Source organism: Umezawaea sp. Da 62-37 (assembly GCF_032460545.1).
Classification (GTDB): Bacteria; Actinomycetota; Actinomycetes; order Mycobacteriales; family Pseudonocardiaceae; genus Umezawaea.
Window position 1 is genome coordinate 7,462,956 of record NZ_CP135965.1, and the last position, 20,048, is coordinate 7,483,003.

The 20,048-nt window shown below is 70.5% G+C and carries 15 protein-coding genes; 10 read left to right on the plus strand and 5 right to left on the minus strand.

The annotated features are described in order from the left end of the window. The first annotated feature begins 16 nt into the window (after positions 1–16). From tig to RM788_RS34500, 5 genes are all read left to right on the plus strand, one after another. Positions 17–1,375 carry a trigger factor gene (tig, locus tag RM788_RS34480; protein WP_315922945.1) on the plus strand — a complete coding sequence of 453 codons (1,359 nt, stop codon included), beginning with the start codon at positions 17–19 and terminating at the stop codon, positions 1,373–1,375. 146 nt (positions 1,376–1,521) lie between these two features. Next, positions 1,522–2,130 (plus strand): ClpP family protease, encoded by a 609-nt coding sequence (locus tag RM788_RS34485; protein ID WP_315922947.1) that lies wholly within the window; start codon positions 1,522–1,524, stop codon positions 2,128–2,130. 26 nt (positions 2,131–2,156) lie between these two features. After that, positions 2,157–2,786, plus strand: a complete 630-nt coding sequence (locus tag RM788_RS34490) for an ATP-dependent Clp protease proteolytic subunit (protein ID WP_315922949.1) — start codon at positions 2,157–2,159, stop codon at positions 2,784–2,786. A gap of 191 nt (positions 2,787–2,977) precedes the next feature. Beyond that, positions 2,978–4,258, plus strand: a complete 1,281-nt coding sequence (gene clpX, locus RM788_RS34495) for an ATP-dependent Clp protease ATP-binding subunit ClpX (protein WP_106192775.1) — start codon at positions 2,978–2,980, stop codon at positions 4,256–4,258. A gap of 67 nt (positions 4,259–4,325) precedes the next feature. Next, positions 4,326–4,910, plus strand: coding sequence for an RBBP9/YdeN family alpha/beta hydrolase (locus tag RM788_RS34500; RefSeq protein ID WP_315922952.1), 585 nt, complete (start codon positions 4,326–4,328; stop codon positions 4,908–4,910). Positions 4,911–4,935: 25 nt separating this feature from the next. Here RM788_RS34500 and RM788_RS34505 read toward each other — a convergent pair whose 3' ends face one another. Genes RM788_RS34505 through fdhD form a run of 3 tightly spaced genes read right to left on the minus strand, consistent with a single transcriptional unit; the run spans position 4,936 to position 7,898 of the window. Then, positions 4,936–5,847, minus strand: coding sequence for an alpha/beta hydrolase (locus tag RM788_RS34505; RefSeq protein WP_315922954.1), 912 nt, complete (start codon positions 5,845–5,847; stop codon positions 4,936–4,938). Between the two features lie 49 nt (positions 5,848–5,896). Then, positions 5,897–7,087 carry a CaiB/BaiF CoA transferase family protein gene (locus RM788_RS34510; protein WP_315922956.1) on the minus strand — a complete coding sequence of 397 codons (1,191 nt, stop codon included), beginning with the start codon at positions 7,085–7,087 and terminating at the stop codon, positions 5,897–5,899. Beyond that, positions 7,071–7,898 carry a formate dehydrogenase accessory sulfurtransferase FdhD gene (gene fdhD, locus RM788_RS34515; RefSeq protein ID WP_315922958.1) on the minus strand — a complete coding sequence of 276 codons (828 nt, stop codon included), beginning with the start codon at positions 7,896–7,898 and terminating at the stop codon, positions 7,071–7,073. The genes RM788_RS34510 and fdhD overlap by 17 nt, the downstream gene beginning before the upstream one ends. 130 nt (positions 7,899–8,028) lie before the next feature. On the opposite strand from fdhD, the gene RM788_RS34520 reads away from it, so the two are divergent. Both RM788_RS34520 and RM788_RS34525 read left to right on the plus strand, forming a co-directional pair. Further along, positions 8,029–9,372 carry an L-lactate MFS transporter gene (locus tag RM788_RS34520; protein WP_315922960.1) on the plus strand — a complete coding sequence of 448 codons (1,344 nt, stop codon included), beginning with the start codon at positions 8,029–8,031 and terminating at the stop codon, positions 9,370–9,372. A 350-nt stretch (positions 9,373–9,722) separates the two neighbouring features. Beyond that, the gene (locus tag RM788_RS34525; RefSeq protein WP_315922962.1) at positions 9,723–11,258 is read left to right on the plus strand and encodes a phytoene desaturase family protein; all 1,536 of its coding nucleotides are present in this window, start codon (positions 9,723–9,725) and stop codon (positions 11,256–11,258) included. Between the two features lie 791 nt (positions 11,259–12,049). Here the strand turns inward: RM788_RS34525 and RM788_RS34530 are convergent. Beyond that, complete coding sequence (locus RM788_RS34530) at positions 12,050–14,341, minus strand: FdhF/YdeP family oxidoreductase (RefSeq protein ID WP_315922964.1); 2,292 nt, start codon at positions 14,339–14,341, stop codon at positions 12,050–12,052. Positions 14,342–14,608: 267 nt separating this feature from the next. Next, positions 14,609–15,550, minus strand: a complete 942-nt coding sequence (locus RM788_RS34535; RefSeq protein ID WP_315922966.1) for a hypothetical protein — start codon at positions 15,548–15,550, stop codon at positions 14,609–14,611. A 64-nt stretch (positions 15,551–15,614) separates the two neighbouring features. Here RM788_RS34535 and RM788_RS34540 point away from each other — a divergent pair, with 64 nt between their 5' ends. From RM788_RS34540 to RM788_RS34550, 3 genes are read left to right on the plus strand one after another with little or no spacing between them, the layout of a single operon-like run. Next, on the plus strand, positions 15,615–18,296 hold the full coding sequence (locus RM788_RS34540; RefSeq protein ID WP_399340958.1) for a valine--tRNA ligase: 2,682 nt from the start codon (positions 15,615–15,617) through the stop codon (positions 18,294–18,296). Further along, positions 18,293–19,654, plus strand: a complete 1,362-nt coding sequence (locus RM788_RS34545; protein ID WP_315922970.1) for a bifunctional tetrahydrofolate synthase/dihydrofolate synthase — start codon at positions 18,293–18,295, stop codon at positions 19,652–19,654. Before RM788_RS34540 ends, RM788_RS34545 begins: the two co-directional genes overlap by 4 nt. After that, positions 19,651–20,040: a DUF4233 domain-containing protein gene (locus RM788_RS34550; protein WP_315922972.1), complete on the plus strand. Its 390-nt coding sequence runs from the start codon at positions 19,651–19,653 to the stop codon at positions 20,038–20,040. The genes RM788_RS34545 and RM788_RS34550 overlap by 4 nt, the downstream gene beginning before the upstream one ends. Positions 20,041–20,048 lie beyond the last annotated feature (8 nt).

Genomic DNA, 20,048 nt, shown 5'->3' on the forward strand with positions numbered 1-20,048 from the left:
TTACGAGGAGACCACGTTGAAGAGCACCGTCGAGCACCTGAGCCCGACGCGGGTCCGGATCAACGTCGAGGTGCCGTTCGACGAGCTCAAGCCGGACTTCGACCGCGCTTACCGCAAGCTTGCCAAGCAGGTGCGCATCCCCGGCTTCCGTCCTGGCAAGGCACCCGCACGCGTCCTGGAGAGCCGCATCGGCCGCGGCGCCGTACTGGACGAGGTCGTCCAGGAGGCCATCCCCGCGAAGTACCTGGAAGCCGTGAACAGCGGTGAGGTGCGCACCCTCGGCCGTCCCGAGTTCGAGGTCACGAACATCGCCGACGGCGACTCCCTCGCGTTCAGCGCCGAGGTCGACATCCGTCCCGAGATCACCGTGCCCGCGTTCGGCGAGCTGTCCGTGAGCGTCGAGGACCAGCCCGTCGAGGAGTCGGACGTCGACACCCAGCTCGACGAGCTGCGCGCCCGCTTCGGCACCCTCACCGGCGTCAAGCGCGAGGCGGCCGAGGGCGACTTCGTCGTCGTCGACCTGTCCGCGACCGTGGACGGCGAAGAGGTCGAAGAGGCCAAGACCGCCGGTCTGTCCTACGAGATCGGCTCCGGCCAGCTCGTCGAGGGCATCGACGAGGCGCTGGTCGGCGCGTCCGAGGGCGAGACCAAGACGTTCACGACCACGCTGGTCGCGGGCGAGCACTCCGGCCGCGAGGCCGAGGTCAGCGTCGTGCTCAACAGCGTCAAGGAGCGCCAGCTCCCCGAGCTGGACGACGAGTTCGCCCAGCTGGCCAGCGAGTTCGACACGCTGGACGAGCTGAAGGGCGACCTGCGCACCCGGCTGGGCCGCGTGAAGAAGATGCAGCAGGGCGTCGAGGCCCGCGACAAGGTGCTCGAGGCGCTGCTGGCGACCGTCGAGGTCCCGCTGCCCGAGGCCGTCGTCCAGGGCGAGGTCGACGCGCGCAAGCACGACGCCGTGCACTCGTTCGACCACGACGAGGCCCGCTTCGCCGAGTGGCTGACCGAGCAGGGCCAGACGCAGGAGGAGTTCGACACCGAGGTGCGCACCGCGGCCGAGCAGGCCGTGAAGACGCAGCTGGTGCTCGACTCGATCGCCGACGCCGAGGAGATCAGCGTCACCGACGCCGAGCTCACCGAGCGGATCATCTACCAGGCGCAGCGGTTCGGCATCAGCCCGGACGAGTACGTCAAGCGCGCGCAGCAGTCCGGCCAGCTCGGCGCGATCTTCGCCGACGTCCGCCGCGGCAAGGCGCTCGCGTCCGTGGTCCGCGGGGCCACCGTGACCGACGCCGCCGGTGACGCGCTCGACCTGGACGAGCTGTTCGGCGAGTCCAAGGCGGACGACTCCACCGAGGAATCCACCGAGCAGTGAAGCCCTGAGCGAACGCGGGCGGTGTCGGGAAGTCGACGCCGCCCGCCTTCGTTAAGGTCACTTGTAGGGATTCCGGTCAGACCGGATCAGAGTCAAGCCACGGCGGAGCAGTCCTCCCCGTTCCTCCTGGAGTAAGGCAGGCAGACGTGACGCAGCACTCCTTCCCGACGCCCGAGATGCGGTCGTCCGCGGGGATGAACCTCAACGACTCGGTTTTCGAGCGGCTGCTCCGAGAGCGGATCATCGTGTTGGGTTCCCAGGTCGAAGAGGGAATCGCGAACCAGATCACCGCGCAGCTCCTCCTGCTGGCCGCTGAGGACCCCGAAAAGGACATCACCCTCTACATCAACTCGCCCGGCGGCTCGGTCACCGCGGGCATGGCCATCTTCGACACGATGCAGCTCATCGAGCCGGACGTCGCCACCACCGCCATGGGCCTCGCGGCGTCCATGGGCCAGTTCCTGCTCTCCGCGGGCACGCCCGGCAAGCGGTCGATCCTGCCGCACGCCCGCGTCCTCATGCACCAGCCCTCCGCGGGCGTCGGCGGCACGGCGGCCGACATCGCGATCCAGTCGGACATGCTGACCCGCACGAAGCGGGAGATGGCGGAGCTCATCGCCGAGCACACCGGCCAGACGCCGGAGCGCATCATCACCGACTCCGACCGCGACCGCTGGTTCACCGCGCAGGAAGCGGTCGAGTACGGCTTCGTCGACAAGGTGATCACCCGCCCCACCCGCGTCTCGAACGCCTGACCGCGGCACAACCCAGGAGACATCAAGTGGACCAGTCCTACGCGCCCCAGTCCCGGTACGTGCTGCCGTCGTTCGTCGAGCGCACCAGCTACGGGGTCAAGGAGTCCAACCCCTACAACAAGCTGTTCGAGGAACGCATCATCTTCCTCGGCGTGCAGGTCGACGACGCCTCGGCGAACGACGTCATGGCGCAGCTGCTGTGCCTCGAGTCCGATGACCCGGACCGCGACATCCTGCTCTACATCAACTCGCCCGGCGGCTCGTTCACCTCGCTGATGGCGATCTACGACACGATGCAGTTCGTCCGCCCGGACATCCAGACCTACTGCCTCGGCCAGGCCGCCTCGGCCGCCGCCGTCCTGCTCGCCGCGGGCACCCCCGGCAAGCGGCACGCGCTGCCCAACGCCCGCGTCCTGATCCACCAGCCGTCCACCGAGGGCGTCTACGGTCAGGTGTCGGACCTGGAGATCCAGTCCAACGAGATCCAGCGCGTCCGCCGCCTGATGGAGACCACGCTGGCGCACCACACCGGCCGCTCCGCGGAGCAGGTCCGGCTGGACGTCGAGCGCGACAAGATCCTGACGGCCGACGCGGCCAAGGAGTACGGCATCGTCGACGCCGTGCTGCCCTACCGGAAGCTCTCGGGCAAGAAGTGACGCCCGACACGCCGAGCTGACCGGGCCTACCGGTTGGTTCGGCGGGTCCGGGGGACGCTGGTCCTCCCGCTCGGACGGGTTGGACAGGTACCGTCGAGAGGAATGGGTGGAACTCGTGTCCAACGGGCTTCCGCCACACGATCAGGCGCCGCACATCAGGTGTGCGCCGGAGGGGACAGAGGTCAGCGGTCATGGCGCGTATCGGTGACGGCGGCGACCTGCTGAAGTGTTCTTTCTGCGGAAAGAGCCAGAAGCAGGTGAAGAAACTCATCGCTGGCCCCGGCGTTTACATCTGCGATGAGTGCATCGACCTCTGCAACGAGATCATCGAGGAGGAGCTCGCGGAAGCGGGCGACGTCAAGCTCGATGAGTTGCCGAAGCCGTCTGAGATCCACGAGTTCCTCGACCAGTACGTCATCGGTCAGAGCGAGGCGAAGCGGACTCTCGCGGTGGCGGTCTACAACCACTACAAGCGCATCCAGGCGGGTGATCGGGGGCGCGAGGGCAGGGACGACGGCGTCGAGCTGGCGAAGTCGAACATCCTGATGCTCGGGCCGACGGGGTGCGGCAAGACCTACCTCGCCCAGACCCTGGCGAAGATGCTGAACGTTCCCTTCGCCATCGCCGACGCGACCGCGCTCACCGAGGCGGGCTACGTCGGCGAGGACGTCGAGAACATCCTGCTCAAGCTCATCCAGGCGGCGGACTACGACGTCAAGCGCGCCGAGACCGGCATCATCTACATCGATGAGGTCGACAAGATCGCCCGGAAGAGTGAAAACCCGTCCATCACCCGTGATGTGTCCGGTGAGGGCGTCCAGCAGGCGCTGCTGAAAATACTGGAGGGGACCACGGCCTCCGTGCCCCCGCAGGGCGGCCGCAAGCACCCGCACCAGGAGTTCATCCAGATCGACACGACGAACGTGCTGTTCATCGTGGCGGGTGCGTTCGCGGGCCTGGAGAAGATCATCCAGGACCGCGTGGGCAAGCGCGGGCTCGGCTTCGGCGCCGAGGTGCGCACCAAGGCCGAGGTCGACGCGGCGGACTACTTCGCCGACTCGATGCCCGAGGACCTGATCAAGTTCGGTCTCATCCCGGAGTTCATCGGCCGTCTCCCGATGGTCGCGAGCGTCACGAACCTGGACAAGCCGTCCCTGGTCAAGATCCTCACCGAACCGAAGAACGCGCTGGTCAAGCAGTACCAGAAGCTCTTCGAGATGGACGGCGTTGAGCTCGAGTTCACCAAGACCGCCATGGAGGCCGTCGCCGACCAGGCGATCCTCCGCGGCACCGGTGCCCGTGGGCTCCGGGCGATCATGGAGGAGGTGCTGCTCCCCGTGATGTACGACATCCCGAGCCGCACCGACGTCGCCAAGGTCGTCATCACGGAGCAGACGGTCAAGGAGAACGTGAACCCGACGATCGTCGCCCGGCAGCCGAGCAGGCGCGAACGTCGCGAGAAGTCGGCTTAAGAACACGAAGCGGATGGGCGCACCCCGGTCACGGGGTGCGCCCGCTCGCTTTTCCGGGAGGTCTTCCGTGTCGCTGCCCTACGTCCTCGTGCTGCACGGCCTGAACGGCTCCGGCCCCGCCCACTGGCAGAACTGGCTGGCGGGCGAACTAGCCCACCACGGCGCCCAGGTGGACATGCCCGTGTTCGCCGACCCGGACCGCCCGACCCTCGACGTGTGGCTCGCGGAACTCCGCACCCACCTGATGGCCGCCCCCAGTACGGGTGAACGTGTCGTCGTCGCCCACTCCCTCGCGTGCCTGCTGTGGCTCCACCACGCCGACACCTGCGACGACCCCGCCCTCCGCGTCGACCGCGTCCTCCTCGTCGCCCCGCCCCGCCCCCAGCACGACGAACCGCTCATCGCCACGTTCGTCCAGCCCCCGCAGGACCCGGCGGCGCTGCGCAGGGCAGCCGCCTCCACCCGCCTCGTGGCGGGCGAGGGCGACCCGCACCTCACCCTCGCCGAGGCCAAGCTCCTCGCCGAGTCGCTCCGGATCGACCTGGACGTCATCGTCGGCGGCGGCCACCTCAACCCCGACACCGACTACGGCCCGTGGCCCGCCGTCCTGAAGTGGGTCCGCAGCGACCGCACGCCGCTCACGCCGCGCTGACCCCTTCGGGCCCATCCGGCGGACATCACGCGCCGGACTTCGGCACCCGTTTCCCCACGAACCTGATCACGTCCGGCACCGCGCGGCGGAAGAAGCGGTCGTCATGGCCGCCGGGGCCGATCGAGCCAACCGCCGGGTGCTTCGCCTTGATGAACTGCCGCGTGCCGACGATGAAGCGGTCCTGGTCGCCGATCCACACCCCGACCGGCGTGTCGCCCAGTTCGGGTAGGTGCTTGAGCGGGTCGAGGGAGGCCCACTGGTCGGCGTTGGCGAACGCCTTGCGCTTCGCCATCTCCGGCCACGAGGTGAGCAGGCCGGGCGCGATCGTGGCGACGGCCTGGAGCGGCCTGCGGCGTTCGGCGCGGCGGCGGGCGTAGAGCAGGGCGCCGAAGCCGCCCATGGAGACGCCGGTGCAGGCGAACGGGAGGCCGTCGGCGCCGCCGAGGCCGCGTTCGGCGAGCCAGCGGGGCACCTCTTCGAGCAGCATGGCCATCGGGTCGTCGCCGGGGATGTTCTCGTGCCAGTAGTTGTCGCCGCCGTCGACCGCCACGAACCCGAACGGGGGCACGGCGCCGCGGACGACGGCGGAGGTGAACACCTCGACCATGCCGCCGACGGCGGCGTACCGGGCGTTGCCGTGCAGGCCGTGCAGCAGGATCGACATCGGCAGGTTCTTCGGCGTCGCGCCGGGCGGCAGGATGGTGAGCAGGTCCACGTCCTGGCCCCTGGCCGCCGAGTGCACGCGTTCCACCCGCACGACGGCGCGCTTGCCCGCGGGCTTGGGCCCGGCGATGCCGACGGCCAGCCGCAGGGCCTCGCCCAGCGGCGCCGAGCCGTTGAGCGCCAGCCCGAGTCCGGCCGCCGTCACGCCCGCGACGCCGAGTGCCGACAGCACCGTCCGCCTGGGCACACCGGTGCGCCGCGTCTGCTCGTCCATGATCCCCCGTACCTCCGCACCACACATGGTGCGCTGGTCGGGCGCCGTTTCACACCCCAGATCCTCCGCAGCACGAGGAATTTTCCACCAGCGCGGCGATCTCCTCCGCTGGGTAACCGAGCGTGCGCAGTACGTGCTCGGTGTGCTCGCCCAGCGCGGGCACGGCGCCGGGCGTCCAGTCCCAGGTGTCGGAGTCGACGGGCGGTCGCAGCACGGTGACCGACCCGCCGGGCACGGTGACGTCACGACGTCGGTCACGGGCCACGAGCTGCGGGTGGTCCGGCAGTCCGGCGACACCGCGGGTGCGCGCGGCGGGCACGTCGGCGGCGTCCAGGGCGGCCAACAGGTCCGCGGCGGCCCACGTGCCGAAGTCCAGCTCAGCGTGCAGCTCCGCGCGGTGCCGCACCCGGTCGGCGACCGTGCCGAAGCGCGGGTCGTCGGCCAGCGCGGCCCGGCCGAGGACCTCGGCGCACAGCCGCCGCCACTGCGGGTCGTTCTGCACGGCCAGGTGCACCGCGCCGTCCCGGCAGGGGAACGGGCCGTACGGCGCGATGCTCGGGTGGTGCGCCCCGCTGCGGGGCGCCGCTGTGCCGGTGCCCGCCGCGTAGAGCATCGGCTGGTGCATCCACTCGGCCAGCGCCTCGAACAGGCTCAGGCGCAGCGTGGCGCCCTGCCCGGTGCGCGCCCGGCTCAGCAGCGCGGCCAGCACGGCGGACTGCAACTGGACCCCGGCCGCGATGTCCGCGACCGAGATCCCGGCCCGCGCGGTCACATCGCCGTCACCGGTCAGCTCCACCAGGCCCGCCTCGGACTGGATCAGCGCGTCGAACGCCTTCCGCCCGCCGTACGGCCCGTCCTCGCCGTACCCGGACAGCTCGCCGACCACCAGGTCCGGCCTGCCCGCGCGCAACGTGCCAGCGTCCAGCCCGTGCCGCTTGGCCGCGCCGGGGGACAGGTTGCACAGCACCACGTCGGCGGCCGCGACCAGCCTGGCCACCACCTCGCCCGCGCGGTCGTGCGCGAGGTCGAGGTTCAGCGACTCCTTGCCGACGTTCGTCCACGCGAAGTACGACGACACCTCGCCGCACGCCGAGTCGTAGTGCCGCGCGAAGTCCCCGACGCCGGGCCGTTCGACCTTGACCACCCGCGCCCCGAGGTCGGCCAGCAGGCGGGTCGCGTACGGCACCGCGACGGCTTGTTCGAAGCTGACGACGAGGATCCCGTCAAGGGGCTTCGACACGTTCGGCGCCCGTGTAGACGTTCAGCGACTCGCCCCGCAGGAAGCCGATGAGGGTCATGCCCTGCTCCTCGGCCAGTTCCACCGCCAGCGACGACGGCGCGGACACCGCGGCGAGCACCGGGATGCCGGCCATCGCGGCCTTCTGCACCAGCTCGAACGACGCCCGCCCGGACACCATCAGCACGTGGTCGCGCAGCGGGATCCGGTTGTTCATCACGGCCCAGCCGAGCACCTTGTCGACCGCGTTGTGCCTGCCCACGTCCTCGCGCACCACGAGCGGCTCGCCCGAGGAGGTGAACAGCCCCGCGCCGTGCAGGCCGCCGGTGGTCGCGAACACCTTCTGCTCGGCCCGCAGCGCGTCCGGCAGCGTCGTCAGCACGTCCACGCGCACCCGGCACGGGTCGGAGGCGGGGGAGAACGCGGTCTTGAGCCGGACGGCGTCCAGCGCCGCCTTGCCGCACACCCCGCAGGACGACGTCGTGTAGAAGTTGCGCTCCACGCCGACGTCCGGCGCCGGGACGCCGGGGGCGAGCGCCAGGTCCAGCACGTTGTAGGTGTTCTGCCCGTCCGGGCCGGTGCCCTCGCAGAAGCGGGCCGTCGAGATGTCCTCCAGGCCGCTGATCACGCCCTCGCTGAGCAGGAAGCCGTGCGCCAACTCGACGTCCTTGCCGGGTGTGCGCATCGTGACGGCCAGCGCGCGACCGTCCACCCGCAACTCCAGCGGCTCCTCGGCGGCGAGCGCGTCGATCCTGCTGCGCTGCCCGCGCGGCGAAAAGCTGATCACCGGACGTCGAACCGTGACCCGTCCCACCGCCACCAACCCCTTAGTTCGAGCCGCTCCCCGCCAATGACCTACCGCTCATCGGGCTTGTTCGTGCGAACACCGTGGGCGAGCAATTAAGTTCCGGTGGTCACCCGATCAGGTTACGGAGGTGTGGACCGTGGGTTTCCTCGACCGCTCCCGGACAGTCGCGCCCGCGGACTGGAACCGCTGGCTCATCCCGCCCGCGGCGCTCTCGGTCCACCTCGCGATCGGCCAGGCCTACGCGTGGAGCGTCTTCAAGTCGCCCCTCGAGGGCGCGCTCGGGCTGTCCGGCACGCAGAGCGCCCTGCCGTTCCAGTTGGGCATCGTGATGCTCGGCCTGTCGGCGGCGTTCGGCGGCACGCTGGTCGAGCGCAACGGCCCGCGCTGGGCGATGGCCGTGTCGGCGGCGTGCTTCTCCTCCGGGTTCCTGATCTCCGCGCTCGGCGCGTGGACCTCGCAGTTCTGGCTGGTCGTCGTCGGCTACGGCTTCGTCGGGGGCATCGGCCTCGGCATCGGGTACATCTCGCCGGTGTCGACGCTGATCAAGTGGTTCCCGGACCGGCCGGGCATGGCGACCGGCATCGCGATCATGGGCTTCGGCGGTGGCGCGCTGATCGCCTCGCCGTGGTCGACGCAGATGCTGAAGTCGTTCGGCAAGGACCACACGGGCATCGCCGAGTCGTTCGCCGTGCACGGCGTGGTCTACGCGGTGTTCATGTCGCTCGGCGTGCTGCTGATCCGGGTGCCCGCGGAGGGCTGGCGGCCTCCCGGCTGGGAACCGGCGGCCGCGGTGGTCGGCAGGATGATCACGACCGCGAACGTGTCCGCGCGCAACGCCATCCGCACGCCCCAGTTCTGGCTGCTGTGGGTCGTCCTGTGCTTCAACGTCACGGCGGGCATCGGCATCCTGGAGAAGGCCGCGCCGATGATCACCGACTTCTTCTCGGGCACGTCGACGCCGGTCGCCGTCGCCGCGGCGGGTGGGTTCGTGGCCCTGCTGTCGCTGGCGAACATGGCGGGCCGGATCGTCTGGTCGTCCACTTCGGACCTGGTGGGGCGCAAGAACATCTACCGGATCTACCTCGGTGTCGGCGCGGTCATGTACCTGGCGATCGCGTTGGCGGGCAACGTGTCCACGCCGCTGTTCGTGGTGTGCGCCATGGTGATCCTGTCGTTCTACGGCGGCGGGTTCGCGACGATCCCCGCGTACCTGAAGGACCTGTTCGGCACCTACCAGGTCGGCGCGATCCACGGTCGGCTGCTGACCGCGTGGTCCACGGCGGGTGTGCTCGGACCGCTGATCGTCAACGCCATCGCGGACAGCCAGAAGGCCGCGGGCAAGTCCGGACCCGACCTCTACACCAACTCGCTGTTCATCATGATCGGGCTGCTGGTGGCCGGGTTCGTGGCGAACGAGTTCGTGCGCCCGGTGAACGCGAGGTTCCACGAGTCCGCAGAGCTTGAGGAGGCCGCCCGGTGAAGCGACGAGGGCTGATCGTTTTCGCGTGGTTGTGGGTCGGGATCCCGCTGGCCTACGGCCTGGAGGAACTGGTACGCAGGGTGACCCCGCTGTTCGGCGGCTAAGCCCTTCGGTGTCCACCCCATCGAGTGACGGCGTGAACCCCGGTTTTTGTCGGTGCCCGCCGGTCTACTTGACCCATGACATTCCTGACCTGGGTCCTGTTCCTGCTGTGGCGTGCGCGGGTGGTTCCGCTCGTCTTCGTACTCCGCGTGCCCGGCTTACCCGCTCTGCTCCCGGAGTCGCGGGTGTTCGGTCGAGTGCGGGTTCTCGCAGGCCGTGATCCGCCCGCGCGGCGTTAGGTTGGCCGGGTGGACTCCTATGACGTCGTGGTGGTTGGTGGCGGGCACAACGCGCTGGTGGCGGCGACGTACCTGGCCAAGGCCGGTCGGTCGGTGCTCGTGGTCGAGAGGCTCGGCCAGGTCGGCGGCGCGGCGGTCAGCGCCTCGCCGTTCGACGGCGTGCCCGTGCGGCTGTCGCGGTACTCGTACCTGGTGAGCCTGCTGCCGGACCGGATCGTGGCCGATCTGGGTCTGCGGCTGGAACTGCGGTCGCGCGCGGCCTCGTCCTACACGGCCGCCGGTGCCGACGGGCTGCTGGTCGAGCGCGTGCCAGGTGCGGAGACGGCCGCGTCGTTCCGGGCGCTCACCGGGTCCGACGAGGAGTGGGAGCGCTGGAAGGCCTGGTACGCGTCCCTCGACGAACTGGCCGTCGCGCTGGCGCCGACCATGCTGGAGCCGCTGGTCTCGCGAGAGCGGTTTCGCGAGCTGGCCGGTCCGGTGTGGCCCCTGGTATTCGAGCAGCCGCTCGGCACGACGCTGGAGGAGCTGTTCGACGACGACGTGGTGCGCGGTGTCGTCGCGACCGACGGTCTGATCGGTACCCACACGTCCCTGCGGTCGCCGGACCTGCTGGCGAACCGGTGCTTCCTCTACCACGTGATCGGCAACGGCACGGGGGAGTGGCGGGTGCCCGTGGGCGGCATGGGCGCGGTGACGGCCGAGCTGTTCCGCGTCGCCACCGAGGCCGGGGTGGACTTCGTCACCGGCGCCGAGGTCACACGGGTGTCGGTCGACGGCACCGCCGGTGAGGTCGCGTTCGAGGGGCGGGTCGTCCGGGCCCGGTTCGTGCTGGCGGGTGTGGCGCCCGCGGTGCTGGACTCGTTGCGGGGGAAGGAGGCGGTGTCGCGGGGCGAGGGCTGCCAGCTGAAGGTCAACATGCTGCTGACCAGGCTGCCCAGGCTGAAGTCCGGGGTCGATCCGGCGATCGCGTTCGCGGGCACGTTCCACCTGGACGAGTCGTACACCCAGCTGGAACAGGCCTACGCGGAAAGCGCGGCGGGCACCGTGCCGACGGTGCTCCCCGGCGAGATGTACTGCCACTCCCTGACCGATCCGACCATCCTCGGCCCTTCGCTGGCGGGCCACCAGACGCTCACCCTGTTCGGCCTGCACCTGCCCGCGGCCCTGTTCGAGGGCCGCAACGACGAACTGCGCGACGAACTGGTCGACCGCTACCTGGCCGCCCTGGACAACCACCTGCTCGATCCGATCGAGACCTGCCTGGCCGTCGACGCCGACGGCAGGCCGTGCATCGAAGCCCGCACACCACTCGACCTGGAGGCCGAACTGGGCATGCCACGCGGCAACATCTTCCACGGCGACCTCTCCTGGCCGTTCGCCGAGACCGACGAGGAGGTCGGCACCTGGGGCGTCGAAACCGACGTGCCGAACCTGTTCGTCTGCGGCGCGGGCGCGCGGCGTGGCGGCGGAGTCAGCGGCATCGGCGGCCACAACGCCGCCATGGCGGTCCTGGCCCGCTTCCAGGACGCCCCGCCGACGACCTGACCAGGGCATGGCCTGACCAGGTCACGGCCTGACGGGGTCACCGACCACCACCTGTCACCAAGGTCCGACCCGGCCTCGGCCCGTCCGTCCCGACCTAGGCCGACCTGGCTGGGCCGACCTGGCTGGGCCGACCTGGCTGGGCCGACCTGGCTGGGCCGACCTGGCTGGGCAGGGTGGTCCGGGCTGACCTGGCCGGGGAGGACTTGGTCGGGCTGGAGCAGGGTGCCCAGGCCGCGTCGGGGTCGGTTGGCCGGGTTGAGCTGGGCTCGGTCGGCTCAGGTCACTGGTCGGCAGGCGGTCGCCTTGGGCGCTGGCCATGCCGCGATCGGCCTGGAGGACTTCCCGGCCGACGCCCAGCACGGCCTGCGCGCCGACAGCCGAGCGGCGCTCGCGGCCGAGGCTCGCCGCCGAGGCCGCGTACACCGGCGGCCTGGTCGCAGCCGAGCCGCGAGGCGAGCACGCCTACCGCGCCCTGGACGCGCCCGCCCTGGACGCGACCCGACTACGGGCAGGCATGGTGCCGCGCCCTGGACGCGACTTCGGGCGTGGGCAGGCAGGGGCCGCGCCTTGGACGCCTTGGACGCCTTGGACGCGGCCTTGGCCGCGGGCAGGAACGTCACCGTGTCCTGGACGCGCCCCCGAACGCGGTAGGCACGGTGCCGCGCCCTGGACGCGACCTCGGACGCGGGTAGGAACGTCACCGCGCTCTGGGTGCGTCCCCGAACGCGGGCAGGCGCGGTGCCGCGATCAGGGCGTGTTTCGTCGAAGCCGTGTGCGTGCTGTCCCCGGTGTCAGACCCGGTGCTCCAGCCGGACGACGATCGACTTCGACGTCGGCGTGTTCGACGTGGTGGCCGTGGAGTCCAGTGGCACCAACGAGTTCGCCTCCGGGAAGTACGCGGCCGCGCAGCCGACCGCCGTGGGGTACGACACGATCCGGAACGACTCGGCGCGGCGGTCGGTGACGCCGGTGGGGTCTTCCGGCCATTCGCTGACGATGTCGACGACCTCGCCGTCGGTGAACCCGAGCGACGTCAGGTCGTCCGGGCTGACGAAGACGACGCGCCTGCCGTCCTTGACGCCGCGGTAGCGGTCGTCGAGGCCGTAGATGGTGGTGTTGTACTGGTCGTGGCTGCGCATGGTCTGGAGCAGCAGCCTGCCCTCGGGCACCCGCAGCACGGTCAGCTCGTTCGCCGTGAAGTTCGCCTTGCCGGACTTGGTGGCGTTGAACTCCCGCGCGTCGCGGGGCGCGTGCGGCAGGACGAAGCCGTCGGGCTGCCGGACCCTGGTGTTGTAGTCCGAGCACCCCGGCACGACGTTGGCGATCCGGTCGCGGATGGTGTCGTAGTCCTTCTCGAACCCCTCCCACGGCACCGGGTGCTCGGCGCCGAGCACCTCGCGGGCGAGCCTGCAGACGATCGACACCTCGGACAGCAGGTGGTCGCTGGCGGGGGTGAGCCTGCCGCGGGAGCGGTGCACGACGGACATGGAGTCCTCGACGGTGACGAACTGCTCGCCGGAGTGCTGGAGGTCGCTCTCGGTGCGGCCCAGCGTCGGCAGGATAAGCGCGACCCTGCCGGTGACCACGTGCGACCGGTTGAGCTTGGTCGACACGTGCACGGTCAGGTCGCAGCCGCGCATGGCCTTCTCGGTCACGGTGGTGTCCGGCGAGGCGGCGACGAAGTTCCCGCCGACGGCGAAGAACACCCGCGCGTCGCCGTCGCGCATCGCCCGGATCGCGGCCACGGTGTCGAACCCGTGCTTGCGCGGCACCCGGATGGAGAACTCCTGCTCCAGCGCCGACATGAACTTCTCCGGCATCTTCTCCCAGATGCCCATGGTCCGGTCGCCCTGCACGTTCGAGTGCCCGCGCACCGGGCACAGCCCCGCGCCGGGCTTGCCGATCATGCCGCGCAGCAGCACGACGTTGGTGATCTCCTGGATGGAGGGCACCGAGTGCTTGTGCTGGGTCAGACCCATGGCCCAGCACACGATCGTCCGCTCCGAGTCGGCGAACATCCGCGCGACCAGTTCGATCTGCTCCCGCGACAGCCCGGTCGCCTCGTCCACGGAGTCCCAGTCGACCTCGGCGACGTGGGCCTTGTAGTCGTCGAACCCGTGCGTGTACTTCTCGATGAACTCGGTGTCCTCGGCGCCCCACGACAGCAGCAGGCAGCCGATCGCCTGGAACAGGGCCTGGTCGCCGCCGAGCTTGATCTGGACGAACTCGTCGGCCAGCGGCGTGCCCTTGCCGACCAGTCCGCGCACGTTCTGCGGGTTCTTGAACCGCATCAGCCCGGCCTCGGGCAGCGGGTTGATCGCGACGATCTTCGCGCCGTTGCCCTTGGCCTCCTCCAGCGCGGACAGCATCCGCGGGTGGTTGGTGCCGGGGTTCTGGCCCATGACGACGATGAGGTCGGCGCCGTGGATGTCGTTGATGCTGACCGAGCCCTTGCCGATGCCGGTGGTCGCGCTCAGCGCCGCGCCGGAGGACTCGTGGCACATGTTCGAGCAGTCCGGCAGGTTGTTCGTGCCGTAGGAGCGGACCATCAGCTGGTAGAGGAACGCGGCCTCGTTGCTGGTGCGGCCGGAGGTGTAGAACACGGCCTCGTCCGGGCTCGCCAGCGCGTTGAGGTGCTCGGCGACCAGTCGGAACGCGGCGTCCCACGCGATCGGCTCGTAGTGCGTGGCCCCGTCGCGCAGCACGAACGGCTCGGTGATCCGGCCCTGCTGGCCGAGCCAGAAGTCGGTCTTGTCCGCGAGGTCCGCCATCGGGTGCTCGGCGAAGAACTCCCGGCCCACGCGGCGCCGGGTGGCCTCCTCGGCGACGGCCTTGGCGCCGTTCTCGCAGAACTCGGCGAGCTTGCGGTGGCCCTGCGGTTCCGGCCACGCGCAGCCGGGGCAGTCGAAGCCCTCGCGCTGGTTCAGCAGCCGCAGCGTGGTGGCCGTGCGGGTCAGGCCCATCTGCTCGACGCCGCGTTTGAGCGACACCGCGACACCGGGGATCCCGGCGGCCCAGCCCTTCGGCTTGCCCACCTCGATCTGAGACTCGTCGACGTCCTGCTGCGGTGGCTTCCGGGTCATGGAGCCAGTATCGCCCCGCCGGACACCTGCCGGCCGATCGCGGCGGGGTGATCCCGGTCGGCGGGCGGCACGTCCCACCGCCGCGCTCCGCGAAAGCGCGGCGGTGGGTCCGCGACCGGCGGGCACGGGGCGGGCGGAGCGGACCGCCGTCACGGGCTCCAAGGGGTTCGGTCGAGTCCGTGAATCCGTCGTCGACGCCCTCCGAGCCGCCAATCCGGTCAAGTGTGAACTGGGTCACAACGGGAGTGCAGCAACCGTTCGGGTGACTTACTCCGGGCAGGTGTTGATCGTGGGCATGGGCTTGTCCGGGTCGAAGTAGTCCTCCGGCCTGCCCTCCTCCTCGGTCGAGCCGCGGCTGGTCCGGGGCTCGGCGATCGTGGGCGCGAGGAAGCCGTCCCGCGAGGCCGTGCAGCCGATCGAGTAGCTGTGCCCGGTGGCGGGTCCGGACCACATGCCCTGGCTCTGCGGCCGGAACTCCGGTCCGGACCGCATGATGTAGTCGTACTTGATCCGGGTCACCGCGACGATGTCCATCGGGCCGTGCAGCTTCTCCACGTCCGGGGTGGCGAAGGCGTAGGCGAACACGTAGTCGGTGTGCACGACCAGTTCGTCTGGCCCCTTGGCCTCGGCGGTCATGCCGCCGCTCACCTTCGGCGACACGGGCAGCAGCGCCGAGCCGGGGGCGACCCTCGTGGCGATGAGCCCGGCCTCGTCGTCCCGCCCGCCCGCGAACAGCGGCCGCAGGCCTTCCTGGTCATCCGCCGCGAACAGGCTCAGCAGCGGTTCGACGTCGGCGCCCTCCAGCACCCGCCGGTCCAGCCTGGCGGCCACCACGGCGGCGCGGGCGTGGTCGTAGGCGTCGGCGACCTGCGCGGCGCCGAAGGCCCCCACCGGGGCGGCCTCGGGCGGGGTGAGCCCGGCCTCGCCGTCGGCCCAGGTCTCGGCGGGGGTGTTGCGGAACGGGTCGGACAGGTCGACGCGCGAGATCGTGCTGGGGGCGGCGGCGGGCGCGGGTTCGGGGACGGGCTCGCGGGTCGCTTGGATCCCGACGAGCAGGGCGGCGATCGCGAGCAGCGCCAGACCCGACACGACCTTGTTCCCGTGGCGGTTCAGCCAGGTTCTCCGGCGCATCCGGCGCAGCTCGCGAGCGATCCGCCTGCTGGCCGCTCGCAGCCACACCGGGTGACCCTCGATGTGATGTGTTCCCACGTTGACTCCCCAGTAGCTACCCGCTCTCAGCAGATCGGACGGCGGGGCGCGGGCGTTAGCAGGTATGTCGGTCGAAAGCGATAGCGCGCACTTCGTAGACTCTTCAGTCGTGACCGAATCCAGCACCACTCCACAGCGTCCTGAACTCCCTCCGGCGTGGCAGCCGTCCGAGGTAGAGGCGGAGCTGTACCAGGGCTGGGTCGACCGCGGGTACTTCACCGCCGACGCGGGCAGCGACAAACCGCCGTTCACGATCGTGCTGCCGCCGCCGAACGTGACGGGCAGCCTCCACATGGGCCACGCCCTCAACCACAGCGTCATGGACGCGCTCACCCGCAGGCGCCGGATGCAGGGCTACGAGGTCCTGTGGCTGCCCGGCATGGACCACGCGGGCATCGCGACCCAGAACGCCGTCGAGCGCGACCTGGCCAACAACGGGCTCTCGCGCAACGACCTCGGCCGCGAGAAGTTCGTCGAGCGCGTCTGGGAGTGGAAGGCCGAGTACGGCGGCAAGATCCTCGACCAGATGCGGCGCCTCGGCGACGGTGTCGACTGGACCCGTGAGCGCTTCACCATGGACGAGGGCCTGTCCAGCGCCGTCCAGACGATCTTCAAGCGGATGTTCGACGACGGCCTGATCTACCGCGCCGAGCGCATCATCAACTGGTGCCCGCGCTGCCAGACCGCGCTGTCGGACATCGAGGTCGAGCACTCCGACGACGACGGCGAGTTGGTGTCCATCCGCTACGGCGAGGGCGCGAACTCCATCGTCGTGGCGACCACGCGCGCCGAGACGATGCTCGGCGACACCGCCGTGGCCGTGCACCCCGAGGACGAGCGGTACGCGCACCTGATCGGCACCGAGGTCGAGGTGCCGCTGACCGGCCGCCGGGTGCCGATCGTGGCCGACGAGCACGTCGACCCGAAGTTCGGCACCGGCGCCGTCAAGGTGACGCCCGCGCACGACCCGAACGACTTCGAGATCGGCCAGCGCCACGACCTGCCGAACCTGACCGTCATGGACGGCCGGGGCGTCATCACGGTGAACGGCCCGTTCCAGGGCCTCGACCGCTTCGAGGCGCGTCCCGCCGTCGTGGCCGCGCTGCGCGACCAGGGGCGGATCGTCGCCGAGAAGCGGCCGTACGTGCACTCCGTGGGGCACTGCTCGCGCTGCGGCACGGTCGTCGAGCCGCGCCTGTCGTTGCAGTGGTGGGTGAAGGTCGAGGGCATCGCCAAGGCCGCCGGTGACGCCGTCCGCGACGGCCGCACCACCGTGCACCCGGCCGAGCTGACCAAGCGCTACTTCGACTGGGTCGACAACCTGCACGACTGGTGCATCTCGCGCCAGCTGTGGTGGGGCCACCGCATCCCGGTCTGGTACGGCCCGGCGGGCGAGGTCGTGTGCGTCGGACCGGACGAGCAGCCGCCGTCCGGCGAGGGCTGGCACCAGGACGAGGACGTGCTCGACACGTGGTTCTCGTCCGGCCTGTGGCCGTTCTCCACGCTGGGCTGGCCGGAGAAGACGGCCGACCTGGCGAAGTTCTACCCGACCTCCGTGCTGTCCACGGGCTACGACATCCTCTTCTTCTGGGTCACCAGGATGATGATGTTCGGCCTGTACACCATGGACGAGGTGCAGCCGTTCGACCACGTCTACCTGCACGGCCTGATCCGCGACGCCAACGGCAAGAAGATGTCGAAGTCGCGCGGCAACGGCATCGACCCGCTGGCCTGGATCGACAGCTACGGCGCCGACGCCACCCGGTTCACGCTGCTGCGCGGCGCGAACCCCGGCTCGGACCTCGCCGTCGCCGAGGAGTGGGCCGCCGGCGCCCGCAACTTCACCACGAAGCTGTGGAACGCCACCAGGTTCGCGCTCTCCAACGGCGCCACGGTCGAGAGGCCGCTGCCCGCCCGCGACGCGCTGACCGACGCGGACCGCTGGATCCTGGACCTGCTCGACCAGCTGGTGTCCGATGTGGACGGCCAGTTCGAAGCGTTCGGGTTCGCCAAGCTGTCCGAGGCGCTCTACCACTTCACGTGGGACGAGTTCTGCGACTGGTACCTGGAGCTGGCGAAGGTCCAGATCGCCGAGGGCGGCGAGCGCGCCGAGGCGACCCAGTCGGTGCTCGGGCACGTGCTCGACGTCGTGCTGCGGCTGCTGCACCCGTTGACGCCGTTCATCACCGAGACGCTGTGGAAGACGCTGACCGGCGGCGAGTCGCTGGTCGTCGCCGAGTGGCCGAAGCCGTCCGGTGTGGAGCGCGACGCCGTGGCGGCCGAGCGGATCGAGGGGCTGAAGAAGCTCGTCACCGAGATCCGCCGGTTCCGCTCCGACCAGGGCCTGCGGCCGACGCAGAAGGTCGAGGGCAAGGTGCGCGGCGCGTGCTGCGTCGACCTGCTCGACCAGGTGCCGTCGGTGAAGGCGCTGACCAGGATGACCGAGCCCGGCGAGTCCTTCGCCGTGTCCGCGTCGCTGGAGGTCGGCCTGCCCAAGGGCACCGTGACGGTCGAGCTGGACACCTCCGGCACGATCGACGTGGTCGCCGAGCGCAAGCGGATGACCAAGGACCTCGCGGTTGCGGAGAAGGAACGCGCGCAGTGCGAGGGCAAGCTGAACAACGCCTCGTTCACCGACAAGGCCCCTGCCGACGTCGTGGCGAAGATCCAGGCCCGCCTGGCCGTCGCCAACGCCGACATCGACCGCCTGAACGCGCGGATCGCCGCGCTGCCGGAGCCGAAGTGAGCACCGATCCGACGGCGTTGGAGGAGCTCCGCGCCGTCGAGTCGGAGCTGGACAAGCGCTGGCCCGAGACGAAGATCGCGCCGTCGCTCGACCGGATCAAGGCGCTGACGCACGTGCTGGGCGACCCCCAGCACGCGTACCCGGTCGTCCACATCACCGGGACCAACGGCAAGACGTCGACGTCGCGGATGATCGACGCGCTGCTGTCGCGCATCGGGCTGCGCACCGGCCGCTACACCAGCCCGCACCTCCAGCTCGCGACCGAGCGGATCAGCGTCGACGGCGAGCCGATCACGCCCGAGCGGTACGTCGAGGTCTACCGGGACATCAAGCCGTTCCTGTCCATGGTGGACGGTGACGGCGACATCCCGATGACCAAGTTCGAGGTCCTCACCGGCATGGCGTTCGCGGCGTTCGCGGACGCCCCGGTGGAGGTCGCCGTGGTCGAGGTCGGCCTCGGCGGCGGCTGGGACGCGACGAACGTGGCGGACGGCAAGGTCGCGGTGATCACCCCGATCGGGATCGACCACGTCGAGTACCTCGGGTCGGACATCGAGGGCATCGCGCGGGAGAAGGCCGGGATCATCAAGCCCGGCTCCGTCGCGATCCTCGCCGAGCAGACCAACGAGGTGGCCCGGATCCTCATCGAGCGGGTCACCGAGGTCGACGCCATGGTCGCCCGCCAGGGCATGGAGTTCGGCGTGCTCGACCACGCGGTCGCCGTCGGCGGCCAGGTGCTGCGCCTGCAAGGGCTCGGCGGCGTGTACGACGAGATCTTCCTGCCGCTGCACGGCGCGCACCAGGCGTCCAACGCCTCGCTCGCGCTCGCGGCCGTGGAGGCGTTCTTCGGCGCGGGCAAGGACCAGCCGCTCGACATCGACGCGGTCCGCGAGGCGTTCGCCTCGGTGACCTCGCCGGGCAGGCTGGAACGCGTGCGCAGCACGCCGACCGTGCTGGTCGACGCCGCCCACAACCCGCACGGCGCCACGGCGCTGGCCGCGGCCCTGCGCGACGAGTTCGGCTTCCGCAAGCTCATCGCCGTCGTCGGCGTCATGGACGACAAGGACGCCGCCGGCATCCTCTCCGCCCTGGAGCCCGTGGTCCACGAGATCGTCGTCACCAGCAACTCCTCGCCGCGCGCGATGGACGCGGACACGCTGGGCGACCTCGCCATGGAGTCGTTCGGCGAGGAGCGCGTGTTCGTCCAGCCCTCGCTCGCCGACGCGATCGAGGAAGCCGTGCAGCGCACCGAGGAGGACGACGAGGAGGGCGTGGTGTCCGGCGGCGGCGTGATCGTCACCGGCTCCGTCGTCACGGCGGGCGAGGCACGAGCCCTGTTCGGCAAGGAGCCGTCATGACCACACCGCCGGTCAAGCCACCGCCCAAGGACCCGATGAAGGCGTTCCGCGGCATCACCGCGGGCACGCTGATCATCGAGGTGATCGTGGTGGCGCTCGCGCTGCCGGTGATCGCCAAGCTCGGCGGCGGGTTCACCACCACCGCGGGCGTGCTGGCGTTCGTCCTGATCGCCGGGCTCATCGCCACGTGCGCGCTGCTCAAGCACAAGTGGAGCGTCTGGCTGATCGTCGGCCTGCACGTGGTGATGGTCGCGTCCTGGTTCGCGCTGACCGCGCTCGGCGCCGTCGGCGTCGTGTTCAGCCTGGTGTGGGCGTGCGTGTTCTGGATGCGCCGCGACCTCGCCAAGCGCATGGCCGAGGGCAGGCTGCCGAGCCAGCAGGTCTGATCGTTCAC

What these genes read in the sequence shown, in the direction of transcription:
- clpX (WP_106192775.1), top strand. Translation starts at nt 2,978, where the DNA reads ATGGCGCGTATCGGTGACGGCGGCGACCTGCTGAAGTGTTCTTTCTGC.
- RM788_RS34505 (WP_315922954.1), bottom strand. Translation starts at nt 5,847, where the DNA reads ATGGACGAGCAGACGCGGCGCACCGGTGTGCCCAGGCGGACGGTGCTG.
- RM788_RS34530 (WP_315922964.1), bottom strand. Translation starts at nt 14,341, where the DNA reads ATGACCCGGAAGCCACCGCAGCAGGACGTCGACGAGTCTCAGATCGAG.
- RM788_RS34540 (WP_399340958.1), top strand. Translation starts at nt 15,615, where the DNA reads ATGTCGGTCGAAAGCGATAGCGCGCACTTCGTAGACTCTTCAGTCGTG.
- RM788_RS34550 (WP_315922972.1), top strand. Translation starts at nt 19,651, where the DNA reads ATGACCACACCGCCGGTCAAGCCACCGCCCAAGGACCCGATGAAGGCG.